The sequence below is a fragment of the Psychrobacter sp. I-STPA6b genome, assembly GCF_020662265.1.
Classification (GTDB): domain Bacteria; phylum Pseudomonadota; class Gammaproteobacteria; order Pseudomonadales; family Moraxellaceae; genus Psychrobacter.
The window spans coordinates 15,662-37,255 of record NZ_VEWM01000070.1 but is presented as its reverse complement, the minus strand read 5'-3'; the positions used below and the strand labels follow the sequence as shown (position 1 = coordinate 37,255).

The 21,594-nt window shown below is 39.7% G+C and carries 19 protein-coding genes and 1 tRNA gene; 10 read left to right on the top strand and 10 right to left on the bottom strand.

Annotated elements, in window-relative coordinates:
• Window positions 1-3 precede the first annotated feature (3 nt).
• From FHK88_RS07940 to FHK88_RS07925, 4 genes are all read right to left on the bottom strand, one after another.
• Window positions 4-411, bottom strand: coding sequence for a hypothetical protein (locus tag FHK88_RS07940; RefSeq protein WP_227430208.1), 408 nt, complete (start codon window positions 409-411; stop codon window positions 4-6).
• A 96-nt stretch (window positions 412-507) separates the two neighbouring features.
• Window positions 508-867, bottom strand: coding sequence for a SirB2 family protein (locus tag FHK88_RS07935; protein ID WP_227430207.1), 360 nt, complete (start codon window positions 865-867; stop codon window positions 508-510).
• A 204-nt stretch (window positions 868-1,071) separates the two neighbouring features.
• Window positions 1,072-1,389, bottom strand: coding sequence for a BolA family protein (locus FHK88_RS07930; RefSeq protein WP_227430206.1), 318 nt, complete (start codon window positions 1,387-1,389; stop codon window positions 1,072-1,074).
• 259 nt (window positions 1,390-1,648) lie between these two features.
• Complete coding sequence (locus FHK88_RS07925; protein ID WP_227430205.1) at window positions 1,649-2,470, bottom strand: M48 family metallopeptidase; 822 nt, start codon at window positions 2,468-2,470, stop codon at window positions 1,649-1,651.
• A 530-nt stretch (window positions 2,471-3,000) separates the two neighbouring features.
• Between FHK88_RS07925 and FHK88_RS07920 the strand changes: the two genes are divergently transcribed.
• The 3 genes from FHK88_RS07920 to blaOXA all read left to right on the top strand — a co-directional run bounded on the left by FHK88_RS07920 (window position 3,001) and on the right by blaOXA (window position 5,654).
• A tRNA-Gly gene (locus tag FHK88_RS07920) sits at window positions 3,001-3,076 on the top strand.
• A gap of 259 nt (window positions 3,077-3,335) precedes the next feature.
• Complete coding sequence (serA, locus tag FHK88_RS07915) at window positions 3,336-4,562, top strand: phosphoglycerate dehydrogenase (RefSeq protein ID WP_227430204.1); 1,227 nt, start codon at window positions 3,336-3,338, stop codon at window positions 4,560-4,562.
• A gap of 264 nt (window positions 4,563-4,826) precedes the next feature.
• Window positions 4,827-5,654 (top strand): class D beta-lactamase, encoded by an 828-nt coding sequence (gene blaOXA, locus FHK88_RS07910; RefSeq protein WP_227430203.1) that lies wholly within the window; start codon window positions 4,827-4,829, stop codon window positions 5,652-5,654.
• Between the two features lie 137 nt (window positions 5,655-5,791).
• Here the strand turns inward: blaOXA and FHK88_RS07905 are convergent, their stop codons facing one another.
• The 4 genes from FHK88_RS07905 to metX form a co-directional block, all read right to left on the bottom strand.
• A complete protein-coding gene (locus FHK88_RS07905) occupies window positions 5,792-6,829 on the bottom strand; it encodes a rhodanese-related sulfurtransferase (protein WP_227430202.1) in 1,038 nt (345 codons plus the stop codon).
• A gap of 349 nt (window positions 6,830-7,178) precedes the next feature.
• Window positions 7,179-7,772, bottom strand: a complete 594-nt coding sequence (locus tag FHK88_RS07900) for a tetratricopeptide repeat protein (RefSeq protein ID WP_227430201.1) — start codon at window positions 7,770-7,772, stop codon at window positions 7,179-7,181.
• 664 nt (window positions 7,773-8,436) lie between these two features.
• The gene (gene metW / locus FHK88_RS07895) at window positions 8,437-9,051 is read right to left on the bottom strand and encodes a methionine biosynthesis protein MetW (protein WP_227430200.1); all 615 of its coding nucleotides are present in this window, start codon (window positions 9,049-9,051) and stop codon (window positions 8,437-8,439) included.
• Window positions 9,048-10,229: a homoserine O-succinyltransferase MetX gene (gene metX, locus FHK88_RS07890; RefSeq protein WP_227430308.1), complete on the bottom strand. Its 1,182-nt coding sequence runs from the start codon at window positions 10,227-10,229 to the stop codon at window positions 9,048-9,050. Before metX ends, metW begins: the two co-directional genes overlap by 4 nt.
• Window positions 10,230-10,558: 329 nt before the next feature.
• Here metX and hemH point away from each other — a divergent pair, with 329 nt between their 5' ends.
• The 7 genes from hemH to FHK88_RS07855 all read left to right on the top strand — a co-directional run bounded on the left by hemH (window position 10,559) and on the right by FHK88_RS07855 (window position 19,779).
• A complete protein-coding gene (hemH, locus tag FHK88_RS07885) occupies window positions 10,559-11,596 on the top strand; it encodes a ferrochelatase (RefSeq protein WP_227430199.1) in 1,038 nt (345 codons plus the stop codon).
• Between the two features lie 390 nt (window positions 11,597-11,986).
• A complete protein-coding gene (locus FHK88_RS07880; RefSeq protein WP_227430198.1) occupies window positions 11,987-12,829 on the top strand; it encodes a BPSS1780 family membrane protein in 843 nt (280 codons plus the stop codon).
• A 424-nt stretch (window positions 12,830-13,253) separates the two neighbouring features.
• Window positions 13,254-14,636 carry a glutamate decarboxylase gene (locus FHK88_RS07875; RefSeq protein WP_227430197.1) on the top strand — a complete coding sequence of 461 codons (1,383 nt, stop codon included), beginning with the start codon at window positions 13,254-13,256 and terminating at the stop codon, window positions 14,634-14,636.
• Window positions 14,637-14,666: 30 nt separating this feature from the next.
• Window positions 14,667-16,196, top strand: a complete 1,530-nt coding sequence (gene gadC / locus FHK88_RS07870; RefSeq protein ID WP_227430196.1) for a putative glutamine/gamma-aminobutyrate antiporter GadC — start codon at window positions 14,667-14,669, stop codon at window positions 16,194-16,196.
• 66 nt (window positions 16,197-16,262) lie between these two features.
• Window positions 16,263-17,195, top strand: coding sequence for a glutaminase A (gene glsA, locus FHK88_RS07865; RefSeq protein WP_227430195.1), 933 nt, complete (start codon window positions 16,263-16,265; stop codon window positions 17,193-17,195).
• Between the two features lie 87 nt (window positions 17,196-17,282).
• On the top strand, window positions 17,283-18,614 hold the full coding sequence (locus tag FHK88_RS07860) for a right-handed parallel beta-helix repeat-containing protein (RefSeq protein ID WP_227430194.1): 1,332 nt from the start codon (window positions 17,283-17,285) through the stop codon (window positions 18,612-18,614).
• 145 nt (window positions 18,615-18,759) lie between these two features.
• On the top strand, window positions 18,760-19,779 hold the full coding sequence (locus FHK88_RS07855) for a hypothetical protein (RefSeq protein ID WP_227430193.1): 1,020 nt from the start codon (window positions 18,760-18,762) through the stop codon (window positions 19,777-19,779).
• A 93-nt stretch (window positions 19,780-19,872) separates the two neighbouring features.
• On the opposite strand, the gene FHK88_RS07850 is transcribed toward FHK88_RS07855, so the two are convergent.
• Both FHK88_RS07850 and FHK88_RS07845 read right to left on the bottom strand, forming a co-directional pair.
• Window positions 19,873-20,658 carry an SDR family NAD(P)-dependent oxidoreductase gene (locus FHK88_RS07850; RefSeq protein ID WP_227430192.1) on the bottom strand — a complete coding sequence of 262 codons (786 nt, stop codon included), beginning with the start codon at window positions 20,656-20,658 and terminating at the stop codon, window positions 19,873-19,875.
• Window positions 20,659-20,753: 95 nt separating this feature from the next.
• On the bottom strand, window positions 20,754-21,539 hold the full coding sequence (locus tag FHK88_RS07845) for a leucine-rich repeat domain-containing protein (protein WP_227430191.1): 786 nt from the start codon (window positions 21,537-21,539) through the stop codon (window positions 20,754-20,756).
• Window positions 21,540-21,594: the final 55 nt, after the last annotated feature.

Here is a 21,594-nt window from a genome sequence, read left to right as displayed (position 1 = left end):
ATCTTAGGACTCACCAAACACTTTCATACCTGATGCAAACGCACATTTTTTGAGGCGGGCTGATTGAATCAGTGCATCACGTTCACCATAGAGGCGTGATAGCTTATTATCACGGGCTTGTGTACTGCTACTTTTACCAATACCTAAAGAAATGTTAGGTGAAATACCCCAGCGCCCAGCAGAAACCCCAATACCAACTCCAGTCGTTGAGAAGGTAGACTGTTGTTTTTGAGTTTGCTCAATATAAGCATGGACACGGTTAAGCTCTTGGTTAAGCGCTGCACAGTCATAGCTTTGGTAAGTGTTTGGTGCAACATACTGTGGGCTGATACTGTTAGTGGTTGCACACCCAGTTAGCATAAGTGCTGCACCTGTGATACTAAGCAATAGAGACTGTGATAACTTATTCATGGTAGATACTCCGTGGTATAGCTGGGGCACATTAATATTGGTAATTGTTTCATTGATAGTTGTTTTTAGGACGTATCAATAAGCTGAGTTTGCTCTTTAAAACCAGTTATCTGGTTTGGTAAATGCAAGTATAACAATACCAATATAAGCAACTGAAGAGATTAATATACCGACCTTTTGTTGTGATGGTGTTGCTGAGTTACGAAACGCTTTAATACTGGCACTAATGGCGGCGATAAGGAGAATAATCTTGGCAACTGCCCATTGAACAGGGGCGTTGACGCTGACCAGTTGCCAGAGCATCCAGCCACCAGAGATGACTAATATGGTATAGATGATATGTGTTGCAATAAACTGTTTTCTATTCGTTGCTGCTTGGTTGGTTAAGACGCGATAGCTTTGATAGATAAATAAGGCAATAGTCAGTAATGCCATTAGCATATGTAAATGCTTCATAAAAAATCCTTTGGCGAGCGTGGGTATGACTATGATTGTGGGACAATAAGTATCACAAACATCATAAACAAAGATGAACCACAGCAGACCCTAGCTGGCTTAAACATACAAACTTAACAATAGATGAGATGAAATATCATGGAATTTTAACAGGGTAGTTAAAGTCACCAAAAGTAACCAGAGGCAACCAGTTAGCGTATCCTATTAATGGCGCTGTCCTGCACACTGAGGGCTATCAGGAGCTTGCTTTTGGGCTTGCCATTCTTCAGGCGTATAGGCGTGGATTGCTAGTGCATGAATAGAGCCGCCATGACTGGTTAAAAGTGGCTCAGCCAATGCATATACTTGCTGGTGACGAGCAACCAGACGCTTGCCTGCAAATGCTTCACTGACAATGGTTAGCTTAAAGTGGCTTTCTTTACCCTCAAAGTAACCAGCATGATTCATAGATTCATTAATCAAAGAGATATGAGAGGGGCTTAATGTCTGTAAATATTGAGTTAACTGCTCGGCTGTCTGCATAGACGACCTCCTGAGTGCTACAAAAGAGAGGTCTTATTATACATGAGCGACCCGAAGAGAATACAGGCAGAATAAAGAGTGACAGTCATCACTTTTTTTTATCATCAAATTTTTATTGTCAAAGCACTCATCGTTAAAAAGAGCATAGTGACTCTTTTATCATCGCTTTGCTGATTACGTTGATATGACCTTAGGTTCAGTCATATCAACGCACTTTGACAACTCAATTAGTCATGAATAATTAATGTGTTACTAATGACTAATGACGCGCTTGCTCATATAAAGGCAATACCTGAGGCATCAATGCTTGCAGGTTAGAAATACGGTTGCTACTTGAGGGGTGGGTACTTAAAAACTGTGGTGGCTCACCGCTAGCAGCACGTTGCATTTTTTGCCAGAGACTGACGGCTGCTCTTGGGTTATAGCCTGCTTTGGCCGCTAGAACCAGACCGATTTTATCTGCCTCAGCTTCTTGAGTACGGCTATGTGGACGGCTAATACCAAGGTCTCCTGCAATACCAGCAAGCTGCGCTTGCCCCTGTGATAGACCAAAGACACTGGCTGCAATGCCAATACCTGCTCGAGTTGCCATCTCACTGGATATGCGCTCACGTGTGTGTTCACGTAAAGCGTGAGCCATCTCGTGTCCCATAATGGCTGCAATCTCATCATCAGTTAAATTTAAGCGGTCAATAATGCCAGTATAAAACATAATTTTGCCGCCAGGCATCACAAAGGCATTGAGCTCATTAGAACGGATGGTGTGTACTTCCCAGTTCCATCGTGCCGCATCATTACGATATGTACCGACCTGAGCAATCAATCGGTTAGCGATACGTTTTAGGCGTGCAACTTTGGCGGGGTCAGTATCGAGTACACCTTTTGCACGTGCCTCAGCGATGCTTTTATTATAGCTTTGGGCAGACATTTGAAGCACCTGCTCACTAGAGACCAGTAGCAACTGTTGGCGGTCACTACCAATAGCAGCCGTGTTGGTTGTTGTACTACAGCCATTTAGAGACGTAACGGAGAGAACGGACAAAGATGTTGCCATCACACCGGTTAAAAGTTTCTTTTTCATTAGAGTCCTTATAAATAATCGTAGTTTGAGTAGTTTGAAGTCGCAATCAAAGGCAGTATAGAGCAGTCATCTGTAACACTACATATAGCCACTACCTGATACTTTGCTTTAAGGTCTGTTCAACAGACTCTAGTATAGTGATAACTTTGATAACCACAAGTAAAAAAATATAGTCAATCTATTACAAAACTTGTTATACCACTTCTACCATTTAAACTGGTAGAGCATTTAAAATGAAGCGCACAATACACACAATATATATTGTGTGTATTGACTAGAGTTTGCTTAACAGTCCCTATCATTGTGCAACATTAGTATATGGCATCATAACGGGTTTTATTGTAGATGAGAATTCATTTGCTGATAAAACGTAGGTATTGACTGTCTTATAGACCTGTGTATCGTCTTATTTGCATCGACTATGAATAATGTATGGATAAATTTGAAAAATATCATCATAAACTGTTGACAGATGCAAAAAATTTGCTAAAATAGCCAACCTATTGAGGCAGTACACATTGCCAAATATTGCGGGAATAGCTCAGCTGGTAGAGCACAACCTTGCCAAGGTTGGGGTCGCGAGTTCGAATCTCGTTTCCCGCTCCAGATTCTTAAAAGCCACACTATCTATAAAAGGTAGTGTGGCTTTTTTTTGCTTAATTTTCCCATATTAAAATACGTTTACAAAAAAGAAACTTAGTTTTTAGAGCAGGATGCACCCTTTAATATTGCTCTACAGTTGCCAAAAAAATTGGGGCTATAGTCATAATCGGCAAGGATTTATTCATTTTTAACCCTGACATTAAGGGGGATTTGTTATAAGATAAGCAGATTATTTTTTGTAGCAAATAAAAAGGGCTAACAGATGGCACTATCATTACAAAAAGACAAAATCCGTTTTTTACTACTAGAAGGCGTGCATGATAACGCTTTAAAAGTATTAAAAGATGCAGGCTATACCAATATTGAGTACCTCACTCATGCACTTGATAAAGATGAGTTGATTGAAAAAATCAAAGATGCACATTTTATTGGTATTCGTTCACGCACACAGCTAACTAGAGAAGTATTAGAGCATGCAGAAAAGCTGGTTGCTATCGGTTGTTTTTGTATCGGTACAAATCAGGTTGATTTGGACGCAGCACGAGAGTTAGGTATTCCAGTATTTAATGCCCCTTACTCAAATACCCGTTCAGTAGCAGAATTGGTATTGGCAGAAGCAATCATGCTATATCGTGGTATACCAGAAAAAAATGCCGTGGTACATCGTGGTGGCTGGGGTAAGTCTGCCAAAAACTCGCATGAAGTTCGTGGTAAAGTCATGGGTATCGTGGGCTATGGCTCGATTGGCTCACAGTTGTCTGTATTGGCAGAAAGCTTGGGCATGAAAGTTATTTATCATGACGTCGTTACCAAATTGCCATTGGGTAATGCCACACAGGTTGGTAGCCTAGAAGAATTACTACAAACTGCTGATGTAGTGACTTTACACGTACCAGACCTACCAAGCACCCGTTATATGATGAAAGCTGAGCAGTTTGCCCAAATGAAAGAGGGCAGCTACTTTATCAATGCAGCACGTGGTACATGTGTTGAGATTGATGACTTAGCATCAGCGTTGGATTCTGGCAAGCTATTGGGTGCTGCTGTTGATGTATTCCCCAAAGAGCCAAAATCTGCCGACGAAGAGTTTGAATCACCATTACGTAAGTTTGATAATGTGATTTTAACACCACATATCGGCGGTTCGACTCAAGAAGCACAAGCTAATATTGGGTTAGAGGTTGCTGAAAAATTTGTTAAATATTCAGATATGGGTGATACAGTCACTGCGGTTAACTTCCCAGAGGTCAGTATCCCTGTTAAAGAAGGCTCACACCGCTTATTACACATTCATAAAAACGTACCGGGTGTGTTATCACAAATTAACCGCTCATTTGCCGATGCTGGTATTAACATCTTGGCTCAAAGCCTGATGACAGAAGGCGATGTTGGCTATCTGGTAATGGATGTCGATAATAATGACTCTGCAACTGCACTAGATAAATTACGTGATATTAAAGAGACTATCCGAGTTCGAGTGTTATTCTAAGCATTATTGAAGAATAATAGTCTAAATAAAAAAGAGACAAGTTTTAGAGCTTGTCTCTTTTTTTATGAGAGGCTTTTTATTTAAAGAGTGTGGGAGAGTATGTCACCTATTAACAGAATTTAATGTTTAAACTGGACTTTATCATTTTTTTATTTAAGTTATACTACCGTTGATTTAAGATAATACTGGTATTAGGTTGATAACATAATAATTTTGTATTGGTTTGATTATCAAGCTTAAGAGCTAAAATATAAGTGACACACCATGAACGCACTAAAATCTTTACTCGTCTTATTTGCTGTTTTTAATCTGACTGCATGTCAAACATCAACTATTCAGCAAAAAACAGAAGTCCCAACGCCTCAACAGCAGATAAATAACTCAATCATTAGTAACTTATTTGATAAAGCCAAAACCGATGGGGTAATTACCATTTATGATGGTAATCACTACGCCTCTTATGGCAATAATGTTGCTAGAGCCAATACTTACTATGTACCAGCGTCAACCTTTAAAATGCTCAATGCCGTTATCGGAATAGAAAGTGGACTGACCAATCCAAATGAGGTCTTTAAATGGAATGGAGAGAAAAGACCGTTAAAGGCGTGGGAAAAAGATTTAACTTTAACAGAGGCAATCAAAGTATCCGCAGTACCAGTTTATCAAGAGCTTGCTCGAAGAATAGGCTTAGAAAAAATGAGCTCTGAGGTAAAACGTATTGGGTTTGGCAATTCTAATATTGGTAATAAGGTAGATGATTTTTGGTTGGTAGGTCCTTTAGAAATTACGCCTAAGCAAGAAGCTGAATTTGCCTTTAAATTGGCGAATAAAAAACTGCCTGTTTCTTACCAAACTCAAGAGCAGGTCAATGAGATGTTATTAACTGATGTTATCAATGGCAACAAAATTTATGGAAAAACTGGTTTAGCCATTAATACAGAGCCAAAGATTGGTTGGTTTACAGGTTGGGTGGTTAAACCTAACAATCAAGTTATTTCATTTTCTTTAAATATGGATATGACACAAGATGTGCCATTTTCTAAAAGAAAAGAAATTGCTTATGAGAGCTTAAAGCAATTAGGAATTATTTAGTTTTTATCCTTTTTAGTACATTGCTAAGTTTTGGGAAGGGAAATAAATAATATTAAATAATATAGGGCAGGTTAGCAATAGCATAACCTGCCCTATAAAATTATTTGTCCAGTATAAAAACTATCTATTTATTTTAACTACTCACCCGCATTTTCCAAACTTGCTTCTAGCTTCTTTTTTAGCTTTTCTTGACGGCGTTTTTCAATCACTTCATTAACCTCACCGCCAATATGTGATTCACCACGTTCTTGTGCCAGTTGGATTTGACGTTGGCGTTCACGGAAGCGGGCTTTTTGCTCTTCAGTCGCTTTATCAATGCAGTGTGGACAAGACTCACCTTTAACATATGCAGGGCTTTGCTTATCTTCCTCAGTGATGGGCATACGGCAAGCATAGCACTGGTCATATTCACCTTTTTCAAGGTTATGATTGACCGCTACTCGGTTATCAAATACAAAACAGTCGCCTTGCCATAAAGACTCTTCAGCAGGGATTTCTTCTAAATATTTGAGGATACCACCTTCTAGATGATAGACCTCATCAAAGCCTTGCTCACGCAAATAGGCAGTGGACTTTTCACAGCGAATACCGCCGGTGCAGAACATCGCTACTTTTTTATGTTTGTTTGGGTCAAGCTCTTTTTGTACGTATTCTGGAAACTCACGGAAAGTTTGTGTTTTGGGGTTGACCGCATTTTTAAATGTACCAATCTGCACTTCATAATCATTGCGAGTGTCAATCAATAGTACATCAGGGTCACTGATTAAATCATTCCATTCGCTTGGTTTTACATAACGACCGACAGACTCTAGTGGGTCGATACCTTCAACACCCATAGTGACGATTTCTTTTTTCAGTTTGACTTTGGTACGGTAAAACGGTGCGATGTCAGTATAAGATTCTTTGTATTCAAAAGTACCAATTTCGGGAATGGTGCGTAAAAACTCAAGTACCGCATCGATGCCTGCACGGCTACCTGCAATCGTACCATTAATACCTTCAGATGCTAGTAATAGTGTGCCTTTGACTTCGTTATCAAGCATGGTATTTAAAATGGGTTCACGATACTGCTCAAAGTCATCAAAACGGATAAATTTATATAAGGCAGCAACGACAATATTATTGGTTACGCTGTCATATTCGGTGGGTTTTTGTACAGTTTCTGCGGTATTCATACATTTCTCCTGCTGGCTAGGACGTAAACCTAGTGCATGATTAGTGAGTTTAGGGTTCTTTAGGGTGTGATGAGTCAGATAAGCTGACAGAGCACAGGATTGAGGTCAGGTATCAAAACCATCGTTATGGATATATTCAAACTTCCCTCAATGCTGGTATATTCTATCGGATTTTACTTATTTTCGTAAGGGTAAGCTGGTAAAGAGAGGGGGTGACAGGTTGTATCGTAGATATAAAAAGACCCCAGTATCTCTCTATCATCTATAGTTACTGGGGTCTGGTTATTGCTATACTATTTTTAGGAGTATATTTTATATACAGTTTTTAGAGATATACAAGTATTACAGATTATTGTGACTGCGATTGAAACCAGATGTTTGCACGACTACGGGCATTTGCCATGTCATCATTGGATAAGTTTAGTGCAAGTTGTCCGATTTTACTACGGGCGCGGTTACGTACGTTTTCATCTAGCATACCGTCACGTATAGATAAGTCATACCATTTGTAGGCATCAGCAAGTCTTTGCTGGTGTTCTTCCATCAATGCAAGGGTATAACTAGCACGGTTATCACCACGGCGGGCAGCTTTTTCTAGCCAATAGCGAGCAAGGCGCTCATTTGGCTCAACGCCTTCACCACGAGCATACATGATACCAAGGTTTAATTGTGCTGGTGTGACGTTTTGTTCAGCAGCACGTGTATACCACTCAATGGCTTTTTGTGAGTTTTGAGTCATGCCAATCCCTTTTTGATAACGCTTCGCTAAATAAAACTGAGCGTCTGGGTTGTTTTGATTTGCACGATTGGTGAGTTGGCTGACACTCATAAGCTCAAAGCGAGAAGTATCTAGTGGAACATTGGATATGAGTTCCGCATTTGCAATGCCAATACCTGCACAAGATACGACTGCAGCAAATATGGCGTTTTTTATCAGTTTCATGGCAACTCCATTAGCGTTAAAACATGATTTAGTCGGTATTGCTTAATCAATAACAAGTATTCAATGTTTATTAATTAATAAAATAATGATGTTATTAAATTTAAGAGGGGAATAATTAAAATAGTCATGTGGAGGACACAACATGACTATTTGTTTTAGCTTAACATCACTACTGGTGAAACTCAATCTCTAATTTCGGCTATAGCCCTGACTCTATCTATATTTGGTGGTTAAGTTTGTAAGAGAATATGACAGTAACATTGGCGTAATGTCATAGAGATTTTTGCGTGAGCTTTTAATAATTTAGCAAGGCTTTAAAAGTTATGTTTATTATTTACAATAAAGATTATTTTATGTTGAGAAGAGAGCTAAATTTAGGGTAAATAGTGCTTTTATTAAAAGCAAAGCAATCTCACCCTAAATTTAACAAATTCAGATGGTTTGTATTTAAAGATAGTTAATTAAAGATATCGTTGAATCAGGGTCTGTTGAACTTTTACCACGTTAGGCTAATATCTACAAGGAATACAGCTACTTTTTACTTTTATGTAAAAGTTGGCTAAATTTTTTCTATAAAGATGAATGTTCAACAGACCCTTATCATAAAAGCTATCTTCCAATATAAAACCATTATTTGAATAGTGAATATCAATACTTATGATGCTTACGTATGCGCTTTTGTCACTCGATAAATCGCAACGTCGGCTAATAAGTTGGGTATGCGCCGTATCAATGATGCTTTGAGTGGACTATAGTTTTGCGCGCTATCACTGACGGCAAAGCGATTTAGAATACGAATATGGTTATCCTCACACAGTTTCTCAAAGTCTTTAAAGGTGCATAAATGAATATTAGGGGTATCATACCATTCATAAGGTAGGGCTTCTGAGACAGGCATAAGTCCTTTGATACCTAAGTGAATACGGTTTTGCCAATGGGCAAAGTTTGGAAAAGTAATCACCGCTTCTCGTCCTACCCTGAGCATGTCTAATAATAGTGTATCGGGAGATTTAACCGCTTGTAGAGCCCGTGCCATCACCACTGTATCAAAGCTGTTATCCGCAAAGCGTGCTAAGCCATCGTTGAGGTCTTGCTCAATAATATTTAGCCCACGAGCGATGCCTTGATTGATTTTATCCGTATCCAGCTCTAGCCCATAGCCAGTGACCCCTAGTGTGTGCTGTAAATGGGCTAATAGTGCACCATCACCACAACCAAGGTCTAATATGCGTGATTGAGGTGCAATCCAGCGCTCGGTGAGTATGTGGTCCATTCTCATGGTGCATCTCCTGATGATGGTGAAGATGATAAAAAGGGTGCTGTTAAAAAGCCTTTGACTGCTGACATATAACGTGGAATATCAAATAAAAATGAGTCATGACCATGAGGTGCATCGACATTGACATAACTGACAGGTTTGTTATTTGCCATTAACGCATCAACAATCTCTTGTGAGCGTTCAGGGGCAAATCGCCAATCAGTGGTAAATGAAACCACCAAAAACTGACATTGGGTGTGTGCCAAAGTCTGTTTGAGTGCTTGTAAATCAGACACTTCTTCATCATCCACATAGCCACGAGTGGGGTCAAAGTAGTCTAATGCTTTGGTCATTAAAAGATAGGTGTTCGCATCAAAGTTTTTACTAAAGCGCTCACCTTGATAACGTAGATAGCTTTCTACCTGAAACTCGACATCATAGCCATACATAAACTTGCCAGACTTGAGGTCACGTCCAAATTTAGCTTTCATGGCTTCATCGGTTAGATAGGTAATATGCCCGACCATACGAGCCAATATCAGCCCTCTTTTGGGGTATGTTCCTGCTTCTAGATAACGCCCTTGCTTAAAGTTGGGGTCAGATAAGATGGACTGGCGGGCAACTTCATTAAAGGCAATATTTTGAGCAGAAAGCTTTGGAGTACTGGCAATAATGACGCAACGCTTTAGACGCTCAGGATAGTCAACTGACCATTGCAGGGCTTGCATGCCACCCATTGAGCCACCGACAATGGCATGCCATACCTTGATACCAAGGCGGTCAGAGAGCATCGCTTGTGTGTTTACCCAGTCTTTGATGGTAATAAGTGGAAAGTCTGGACCATAAGGCTCACCAGTTGGGCTATCAGGCTTTGGAGTGGTTGGTCCTGTTGAGCCATGGCAACTTCCGATATTATTGAGACAAACAACAAAAAAGCGATTGGTATCAATGGCTTTATTAGGGCCTATCATATTATCCCACCAGCCCGCTTTTTTATCCGTTTCGCTATGATAGCCTGCCGCATGGTGACTGCCTGAGAGGGCATGGCAAATAAGTATGGCGTTTGACTTGTCAGCATTGAGCTGACCATACGTTTCTATTACCAGCTCAAATGATGGTAAAACACGTTGGCACTCCAAAGTCAGTGGTGTGTCAAAATATAGAGTTTCTGGAGTGACAATACCCACAGAATCGGTCAACTTAGAATGTGTACTCAAAACCACCTCATGATAAGTTTTGTTAAGCTAAACGTGTGCGACATAGTTGAATAATTTATACAAAAGATTTTGTACAAGGTGCTATTGTAGGCTGATGGCAAAGTAAGTACAACTTGATTCCTGCTTTGTTCGAGATTCAGAAGTCAAAATGCTAAACTAGATACTGCCTAAAAAGAGGCTTGTTGTTTATAATAATAAATTGATAAGCAACTTATAATATAGTTTTTTAATTAATCAACTAACATCATAGTAAGTTTTTGTTTATTCTATCATTATTTAGGTACTTTCTTCATTAAGGATACCAGTCTGCCATGAACACGACTACAAAACCCAACTTATCTCCCCGCATTGCTGTGTTATTGGTTAATCTTGGAACACCTGATGAGCCAACCACACCAGCAGTACGCCGTTATTTACGTCAATTTTTATCTGACCCCCGAGTGATTGAAATTCCAAAGTTTTTATGGGCAATCATTTTAAACCTGTTTGTTTTAACCACTCGCCCCAAACGGGTCGCTCATGCCTATGCCAGTATTTGGGAAGAAGACTCACCAATTCGTCATATCTTAAATCAGCAAGTGGCACTGCTACAGCCACGCCTTGATTCTATCAGCAGCACAGAAGCACCTTGTCAGGTATCGGTGCATGCAGGTATGAGCTATGGCAATCCAGCCATTACAGATGTGATGGAAAACCTATGCCGAGAAGGAGTGGAACATTTTGTTGTTTTGCCATTATTTCCGCAGTATTCAGCGACTTCGACAGGGGCAGTATATGATGCAATCAATAAATGGGCATTAAAACAGCGCAATTTACCCAGTATCAGTATTGTTAAAGATTATTATGCTCATCCCTTATATATCCATGCCTTAGCGGAGTCAATTCGCCGTTTTCAGGCTGAACATGGCAAGCCTGACAAGCTGATGTTTAGCTTTCATGGCATTCCTCAGCCATATGCGGATAAAGGTGACCCATATCCTGAGCGCTGTCGCTATACTGCTTGGCAAGTGGCACAGGCATTAGGACTAAAAGATGAGGAATGGATTATCAGCTTTCAGTCTCGCTTTGGTAAGCAAGAGTGGGTTAAACCTTATACCGATGCTACCCTGATAGAGTGGGGTAAAAGTGGTGTGCAGTCAGTGCAAGTGATTAGCCCTGCATTTTCGGCAGATTGCTTAGAGACTTTAGAAGAGTTAGCAATTGAAAATCGGGATAATTTTATCAATGCAGGTGGCAAAAGCTATCACTATATCCCAGCATTGAATACAGATGAAGCACATATTAACTTATTGGAATCTTTAGTAACACCGTTAGTGACAGGGTGGGCAAAGTCATCACAACAGATTTAATATTTAGCCAATTTTTACATGCAAGTAAACATTAGCTGTATTCCTTGTGGGTATTAGCCTAACGGAGTGAAAGATTAACGGCCCCTATATTATATATAGTGCTTTAAAAATAAGATGAATATGATAAAGACGATTTTCAAAGATTTCTCAGGGACGAGATAATAAATATTTTATAAAATCTTAAATTCAAGAAACATATCTTAGCTGGGTTACTTTCTTACTATTTTAATGATTTTTTTAATAATTATTTAAGTAAAATACTGGGTTTATTTAACAAAATAATTAGTCAGTTAAACTTGAATAAATAAGATAAATTATGATACAAACGATATCATGAATAAATAATACTTATAAGTGTTAAATAATATTACTATATATTAAGGAAAACTTATGAACTCACCTTATACTCCTCCCCCACAAACTTCATTAGAAAAACCACCTCCATTGGTAGATACAGATATATATGGCAATCCATTGCCCCAACTTTTAGCTGAGCCAAGAAGTTGTAGAGCAGGAGTTGGTGTAAGTTGGTTAGGCGAAGCCTTTGAGATGTATAAAAACAACTTTTTGTTGTGGACATGTATGGGCTTAGCACTATTTCTTATCATGATAATAGCCAGTTTTATCCCCATTATTGGTGGTTTTATTGGTTATATCATGCTGATATTTATTGGTGGTATGATGCAGGGGTGTGCCGCCCAAGCTCGTGGTGATAAGTTGCACTTTGAACACTTGTTTTCAGGGTTTAAAACGCATTTTGAGCCATTATTGATTTTATCGTTATTGTACTTTGCTGGTACGATGGTTGTGATGGTGATTGCCATCATATTGGTTGTTATATTTGCATTAATGATGGGCTTTTCTTTTGATATGTTAGTCAATAGCATGTCAGAAGCAGAGCAGAGTGTCACCTTTATTCTAGTGATATTATTTTTAATGTTAGTAATAACAGCCTTGATGTTGCCATTAATGATGGCTATCTGGTTTGCTCCTGCATTGATAGTGTTGCATGGTCTGGATGCAATTACTGCCATGAAAAAGAGCGTTAAGGGCTGTCTAAAAAATATGTTGCCATTTCTGCTTTACAGCCTTATTTTATTAGTGATTTTTCCGATTGGAGTATTAATAACATTTGGATTTGGAATGCTCGTGGTATTTCCTCTATTTATGATTAGCTATTACACCAGCTATCGTGATGTGTGGACAGACCAGCCATTATCAAAGAATACTTAAAGTGATAAACATATTTTAGGGTCTGTTGAACATTTATAAAGTTTGTAAAGTGAGTTGGCTCTATCGATGAGGTAGAGCCAACTTTTAATGATAAGTATATAAAATTTGATTTTGTAATTTTTTTTTACATCAGTAGAAACAAGCATTTTATTATGATAATTTAAGAATGTGGTTAACTGTTGTAATCAACCACAACTAAAATAAAACTAAGTTGATAATAATAATAGTAAAACGAATGAAGTATAATATGAGCAAAATAAGAAATAGTGACAGCCTCTTTTTAGCCATTCACTAAGTTTGCCTACCTTAATATATGATGCACTATACCTAGTATCAGCGGGTAACTGTGTGTTTTTGTCTTTACTATCATAATTATCAAAAAGTAAATAATAAAATAAGTCATAATTAACTTAGGAAAACTACCATGAAAAAAGATAACTCTCTTTACGACTCACGTTTTGCCTCTAACGCTATTCGCCTAGCTGCTGAAAAAAATCATTTCCCAAAAGAAGAAACTCGTGATGATGTCGTCTATCAGATGATTGAAGATGAGCTATTTTTGGACGGTAATGCCCGTCAAAACTTAGCCACGTTTTGTCAGACATGGAACGATGACAACGTACATAAACTGATGGATTTATCTTTAAGCAAAAACTGGATTGATAAAGAAGAATATCCACAATCTACAGAAATTGATGCCCGTTGTACTCGTATGCTTGCTGATTTATGGCATGCTCCAGTCAAAGATGGTGAGCCTGCGGTGGGTACCAATACCATTGGCTCGTCAGAGGCTTGTATGCTTGGGGGTATGGCGATGAAATGGCGGTGGCGTAAAAAGCGTCAAGCCGAGGGTAAGCCCACTGATAAGCCCAATTTGGTCTGTGGCCCTGTGCAGGTATGCTGGCATAAGTTTGCCCGCTATTGGGACGTAGAGATTCGTGAAATCCCTATGGCTCCCGGCAAGCTATTTATGGATACCGAGCGTATGCTTGCCGCTTGTGATGAAAATACCATTGGCGTTGTGCCAACCTTTGGGGTGACTTATACGGGCAATTATGAGTTTCCAAAAGAGATTTGTGATGCGTTAGATAAGTTGCAAGCCGATACTGGCTTGGATATTGATGTGCATGTCGATGCGGCCAGTGGTGGGTTTTTAGCCCCATTTTGCGCTCCTGATATTGTGTGGGACTTCCGTTTGCCTCGGGTGAAGTCAATCAGCACTTCTGGACATAAATTTGGCTTAGCACCGCTTGGCTGTGGTTGGGTATTGTGGCGTGATAAAGAGGCACTGCCTGAAGAGTTGATTTTTAATGTGGATTATTTAGGTGGTCAAGTTGGTACGTTTGCGATTAACTTTTCTCGCCCCGCAGGTCAGGTTATTTCACAATATTATGAGTTTTTACGCTTAGGTCATGAGGGCTATCGCAAGGTGCATACCGCCTCATATCAAGTGGCACAGTATTTGGGTGAGGAGATTAAAAAGTTAGACCCCTATGAGTTTATCTGTAATGGTAAACCAGAGGAAGGTATTCCTGCGATTTGCTTTAAGATTAAAGATGGCGAAGAGGTGGGCTATACGCTTTATGATGTGTCAGAGCGTCTGCGTCTGCGTGGCTGGCAAGTGCCTGCATTTGCGTTAAGTGGTGAATGCTCTGATGTGGTGGTGATGCGTATCATGTGTCGCCGTGGTTTTGAGATGGATTTTGCCCAGCTGTTTATGAAAGACTTTAAGGCGGTGCTTGAGTTTTTAAAAGCCCACCCTGAAGCGACAGGTCACAGTCAAGCCAGTGGCTTTAAACACACCTAATCCTTCACGCTACCACAAGGAGTTGTCATCATGTCATCTCAATCACCTAGCACTCAGGTGAGTGCCAATAGTAATGCCAAAAAATTGGGCATTACCACGTTAGTGATTATGAACATCGTGGCTGTGGTCAGTCTTAGGGGGTTACCTTCTGAGGCTGAGTATGGTCTAAGCTCGATATTCTATTATATTTTTGCGGCGATATTTTTCTTAATTCCTGTGTCATTGGTCGCTGCAGAGTTGGCGACAGGTTGGTCGGAAAAAGGTGGGGTGTTCCGCTGGGTCGGTGAGGCGTTTGGTCCTAAGTTGGCGTTTCTTGCCATGTTTATGTTGTGGGTCGAGGTGACCGTTTGGTTTCCGACCGCATTAACCTTTGGGGCAGTGTCGCTTGCTTTTATTGGTCCTGACCAGACGTGGGATCAGGCGTTATCCGCCAATAAATTCTTTGTCCTTGCCGTTGTCCTTGCCATTTATTGGCTGGCGACGTTTATTGCCTTTCGGGGGGTAGATGCGTTTGCCAAAGTGTCCAAATGGGGCGGTATTATCGGGACGATTGTTCCTGCCATTATCTTAATTGTACTTGGTTTTGCGTATTTGTTTTCTGGACAAAAGCCCCAAATCGACTTGTCATGGGGCAAGTTGATTCCTGATTTTACCAAGTTTGATAATATTGTGTTGGCTGCCAGTATCTTCCTGTTTTATGCAGGTATGGAGATGAATGCCATTCACGTTAAAGAGGTTGATAATCCAAACAAAACTTACCCCATTGCCATTATGATTGCGGCCGTGTGTACGGTGTCTATCTTTGTGATGGGTACATTGGCGATTGCCTTTGTCATTCCTCATGCTGATATTAACTTAACCCAAAGTTTGCTAGTTGCTTATAACGATATGTTTAAGTGGGCAGGGTTGTCATGGCTAGCTCCGATTGTAGCGATTGCTCTGGCAATTGGTGTCTTGGCTGGCGTGGTGACTTGGGTGGCAGGTCCTTCATCAGGTCTGCTGGTCATTGCTAAAGCAGGATATTTGCCTCGTTGGTGGCAGCATACCAATCAGCATGGTATGGCAACACATATTTTATTAGTACAAGCGTCAGCGGTGACCATTTTATCTGTGCTATTTGTGGTCTTACCATCGGTGCAATCGGCGTATCAGATATTAAGTCAATTAACCGTTATCTTATATTTGATTATGTATATGTTGATGTTTGCGGCGGCTATCAAGTTACGTTATAGCCAACCTGACCGTCCGCGTGCCTATCATATCCCCGGTGGTAAAAAAGCAGGTATGTGGATTGTCGGTGGGGCAGGGTTTGCAGGTTCATTGCTTGCCTTTGTGTTTAGCTTTATTCCACCTTCACAGATTAAAGTGGGTAGCCCAGAGATGTACGTGGGAATTTTGGTGGGATTAACGGTGTTCTTTGTGGTCATTCCATTTGTCATTTATGCGATGAAAAAAGCAGAGTGGAAAGACCCACAAGCCGACTTTGCCCCCTTTACTTGGGAAGAGGCAAAAACCACCACACAACCTTCAAATCCACCCTCAACAACTGCGAAATCTTAATTAAAAAAGGGGCGATATCAAATAAGATGTCGCCCTTTTTTTAGCAAATTTTTATAGGAAAGTCTTATGAATAAAAATAACTTACAAGAACTGGTCACTAAAATACAGCAAAAACATCACCAAGACAAAGGTGGTAAAAACGCCAGTTATATCCCATATTTGGCAAGTGTACCCGCACAGTTATCTGCATTGGCGGTGGTTACAGCAGAAGGGGAGGTTTATGCCAGTGGTGATAGCGATTATGGCTTTGCCATTGAGTCCATCTCAAAAGTGGCAACGCTGGCATTGGCATTGGAAGATAAAGGCAGTGAAACCGTTCGCCGAAAAGTCGGGGATAGCCCAACGGGATTGCCGTTTAATTCTGTTATGGCGTTGGAGCTACACCAAGATAAGCCCTTATCGCCACTGGTGAATGCAGGGGCGATGGCGACCACCAGTATTATTGAGGCAAAGGATAAAGAAGAGCGTTGGGCTAGAATTTTGGATTTTCAACGGCAGATGGCAAGTGAGCGAGTAGTACTCTCTGATGAGGTCAATGAGTCGGAGCAAACCACCAACTTTCATAATCGAGCCATTGCTTGGCTGTTATATTCTGCAGAGCATATGTTTTGCGACCCTATGGAAGCATGTGAGGTTTATACCCGACAATGTTCAACCCTGATTAATACGGTAGATTTGGCAACCATGGCAGCGACTTTGGCGGCAGGAGGCAAAAATCCCATCAGTCAAAAACAGGTGATAAAACCCCAAAATATCCCGCATATTTTGGCGGAAATGATGATGGAAGGCTTTTATGAAAAGTCGGGTGATTGGGCTTATACGGTTGGCTTGCCTAGTAAAAGTGGTGTGGGTGGCGGTATTATGGCAGTCGTTCCCAATGTGATGGGTATTGCTGCCTTTTCACCACCACTAGATAGTGCAGGTAATAGCGTGCGTGGTCAAAAGATGGTGCATGAATTGGCACATACGTTGGGGCTTAATTTGTTTTTGCCGAAGTGAGTTTTATAGTCAGTTCTTTGTGATTTCTCATTAGTGTATAAAGATGTATCATCATGATATGTCTTTATAACCTTGAGTTGATAGTTTATGATAGCTTTTTCTACCCCTTACAGACTGATATCCAAGACTGCAATAATATTGGCAGTTAGCAGTGCTTTTATTGCTTGTGGTCAACTGCCTGTTACATCTTCTGTCTCAGAAAGTCGGGTAGATGACAGCAGTACACAATCCAAAAACATTGCAAAAGTCGTCAATGCAGGTTTGCCTACAGCTACTACCATTTATAACTGCCAAGAATTTACCCCCAATCAAACGGTAAGCATTAGTGGACATAGCAAATTGGCAGATGGTTGTGACTTACAAAATAAAGGTGTGCAGTTTGTTTTGGATAGCTCAAATAGCTCATTAGACTGTCATGGAGCAACATTAAGCCCTGCTCCCGCTACGGATGGACAAAATCATAAATCAGGCAGTGCCATCACCATTCAGCCCAAAACCGACCAAGCCATCAGTAATATCAGTGTGGCAAATTGTCATGTTCAAGGTTATGACCATGCCTTACACATTCGCCAAAAAACCAGCCCTAATCAGCGTTATAGCAAAGGCTTAACCGACCCCAATGCCAATCGTGCCTTAGCACCGCATGATATTGATATTATTAATCTAAGTAGTGTTGGTAGTACCAATAGCGGGATTTTTGTTGGTGACCATATACACCATGTCAACTTTCAGCATTTGCATATACAAGGTTCTGGCACAGTGGGGCTGTACTTAGAATTTGGCAGTCAGCACAATATCATCAGTGATTCTGTATTTGTTGATAATGGTTTTCGCACCTTTAAGCCCAATCGGGAAGCCATTGCAGTGGATTCATCAGCTTTTAATACTATTAAGAACAACCAATTTATTCATAATGGGGCAGGGGGGATATTTTTATATCGCAACTGTTTTGAGCATGCCGATGATAACAGTCGTTATAACCACTTTAAACGCACCGAATCGGCACAAGATAACCTCATTGAGAATAATACCTTTGCTAATGAGCCTGTTGGCGTTTGGGTCGCTTCACGACAATCTCGCAATTTAAAAGGCTTTGAGTGTGGAGCATATTTGATTAAAGACAGCTTATTTGCCAGTTATCATTTAGACAGTGCCAAAGATAACCAAATTATTGGCAATCACTTTTATGATGTTGCTGAGGCTATCATTGTTGAAGATGACGGCACCAAAATAATGGATAATGAGTTTGGAGAAAATGTCCGTCAAGCCATCAAAGTTGGCTCAGAAATCCGTGAGCAAAGCCAAGCGGGGGCAGTGAGCAACACCTTAATAAAGGGTAATCACTTTGCCCCTGATATACCTGATAGCTCACGTATACAAATACGTCCTGCCAGTCGGGCAACCACAAGTATTCAATAGTAAAGTTACCGATAAACTAGATAAAAAAGAAATAATTAAGAAAAATTAAACACCTAAAAATAAGACATAAGCAAAAATAATGCCCATGATAAAATTATGTTATGAGAATAACTCTCATGATTCTTATTTAGGAGCTAGTATTGTGATGAAAACATTCACTATCACAAAAAAAGTAACTTTATGGGTTGCTCTATTATCTACCTTGTCATTAACCGCTTGTATCACTGATGAAAATCATCAAGTTAAACATAAGGGTTCAAATGGTCATGATGGCATATCGTCAGGGCTTTTTAGTAGTATTAAACTTACTAAGTTTGATGTGCAGTATGATAAAGATGATAATAATAAGGTGTCCGCAATTATTAAAACAGAGGAGACAATTAGGTCAGGTCAAGCAAGTTATACCGACATGCCCATTTTTGGTAAGGTAAACTCTGATACACAGCCCAATCCTAAGCCTACTTTATATACATTGGCAGATTTTTTTGACTTTACTATGACATCTAAGATGAAGTTATCTGACTTGTATGTTCCCAAATCTAATTTATCTTATTATTATGACTGGCATGACCAAAAAAATGGCACTAACATTCGTCATAGCTTTGATTATCAAGGTGTTGATATTGCCCATATATCTGGTGTAGAGCAAACAGCAACAAAGGGTATTAACACAATATTAAATAACCTACCCAAAACCAAACAGCACAAATTTGACTTTCCTAATGGTGCAAAGTGCTACACTTTAAATCAAAGTGTCAGTCAGCCTTACTTTAGTTTTAGTAGCAATGATATGACAGGTTATACAAACCTTATGGATTGGCAACTATCTATGAGAGAGGATGTACATCAACAAGGCTTTATAACTGCACAAGTCGGTGATGCTAATGCAAGCAGTGCTGTCTATTATAATTTACCATTCGATTCAATGACGATTAAACCAACTACCAGCTCAGGCTTTGTCACCAGCCACTCTCAGCCTAGTATTGGTAATTATCAATACCCTGCGGCGGTGCAGTATCATGGCAAAATCTATCATGCTACTTATACCAAAGCCTATGACATTAGACCTAATCATGACCCTGATAAAGATTTGGTAACTTGTCAGGCTTATAATAAAGTCGCCTCGGACTATATCAGTCAACAGATTGGCAAATATTATCAATAATTTGTCCAGTCTTAATAGCATTGGGCAACAAGGACAATAAAGCCCTTCTCTTTTGTTAGAGGAGGGCTTTTATATCAGGGGTTAATAGGAATATTAAGCGCCAACTTTTTTATTAACCCAGCGTGTGATGGCATCGGGTGTCACTTGTGCTAGACCATTTAGCACTTTGGCAGGCAAGCCTACTGGATAGTGGGTAGCAGATAGTTTCTTGTTAGGTGCCGCTACCAGTTTGCATACAGTTTTGGCGACATCATCGGCAGTGAGTTTAATGCCTAAGCGGTCGATACTGGTGACTTCTATTCCTGATGTCATATCAGTTCTTACCCATAATGGCATCACGTCAACCACGCGTACACCCATTGGCTCATATTCGATATTTAGTGCTTCAGTTAACCCACGCACAAAAAACTTACTGGCAGAATAAGCAGCAATTTCAGGCTGCCCATAAATTGCAGAAGCAGAAGATAAATTAATGATTTTGCTGTACTTATCACCAGTTAATTGTGAGGCAACTTTATGACAGCCAATCAAAACACCTTTACAGTTAACATCAATCAGTGCTAGTTGCTGCTCCAAATCTGTTTCGGGTAATGTACCAGTAATTAATACGCCTGCATTATTAATAAGAACATCAATACCGCCAAGTTGTTTAAACATTTGGCTAATGGCATTGTCCCAGTCTTCAGTTTTAGAGACATCCATCGTACCATAAATAACCTTGCCTTTTTTACGGGCTTTTTTAAAGGCTTTATCTTGGAGCGCCATAGCTAGGTTATCTTCATCAATAGAAAATAGCCCAACACTATGTCCTTTACTGACAAGTTTTTTAGCGGTGGCAAATCCAATGCCTCTTGATGCACCAGTAATTAGAATATTCATGGGATGTTCCTTTGGTTATTAGGGGAAATGTAATTAGCCTATTATAAAAGGTTATACTCGGTTGTTGTTAAAATATCTGACTGGTGAGGGTGTGATTATGCTTGCCAACCAGCGACACATGGTATGGTAGTCAAAAAATCTTTGATTGGTTTGGGTAACTTAGATAAATCGGATAAATTGCTCAGTGGATTATCAAAAGCCATTAGATAATATAACTCATCACACTGGCAAATACTGTCAGGTAGTTGTTGAATATGGTTGTTGCTGATATAAAGTGATTTTAGCTTTTTTAGCTGTCCAATGGTTTCGGGTAATTGAGCCAGCCTATTATTGGTTATATTTAAAGTATCTAGGCTTGTTAGATTGCCGATAGTATTAGGGAGATTGGTTATTTGATTATTATCTACATGTAGGTATTTTAACTTTGTTAGCTGTCCAATACTTTCAGGCAGTTCATTAAGTTGATTAGAACTCAGCCCAAGTGTGACTAAATTGGTTAATTGACTGATATGATTAGGTAGCTTAGTAATTTTGTTATAGCCAAAATCTAAAACCTTTAGGTTTCTTAGATGGCAAATAGAATCAGGGAGTTGATTAATATTGCCAAAACAAATATGAATTTCTTCTAAATTAGTTAATTTTCCAACTGTGTTAGGTAATGTAGAGATAGGACAATGTAAGATATGTAAATGAGTTAAGTTAGTAAGATAGCTAATTTCATCAGGTAAATAATCAGGCTGGGCTAAGTTGGGGTTATCCTCTCTATCAATGATAAATTGTTCCATTGCCAATAGTTGTTCTTTATTTCTAGGGATTTCACTTTCTGGAATATTAAATTTATCTGCCCATTCCCATATTTTGCTTATCCATTTTTCACACATGGTTTGTTCCTGTTTTATTAAAAAGTTCTTATTAAAAAAATCTAAATATTTATTG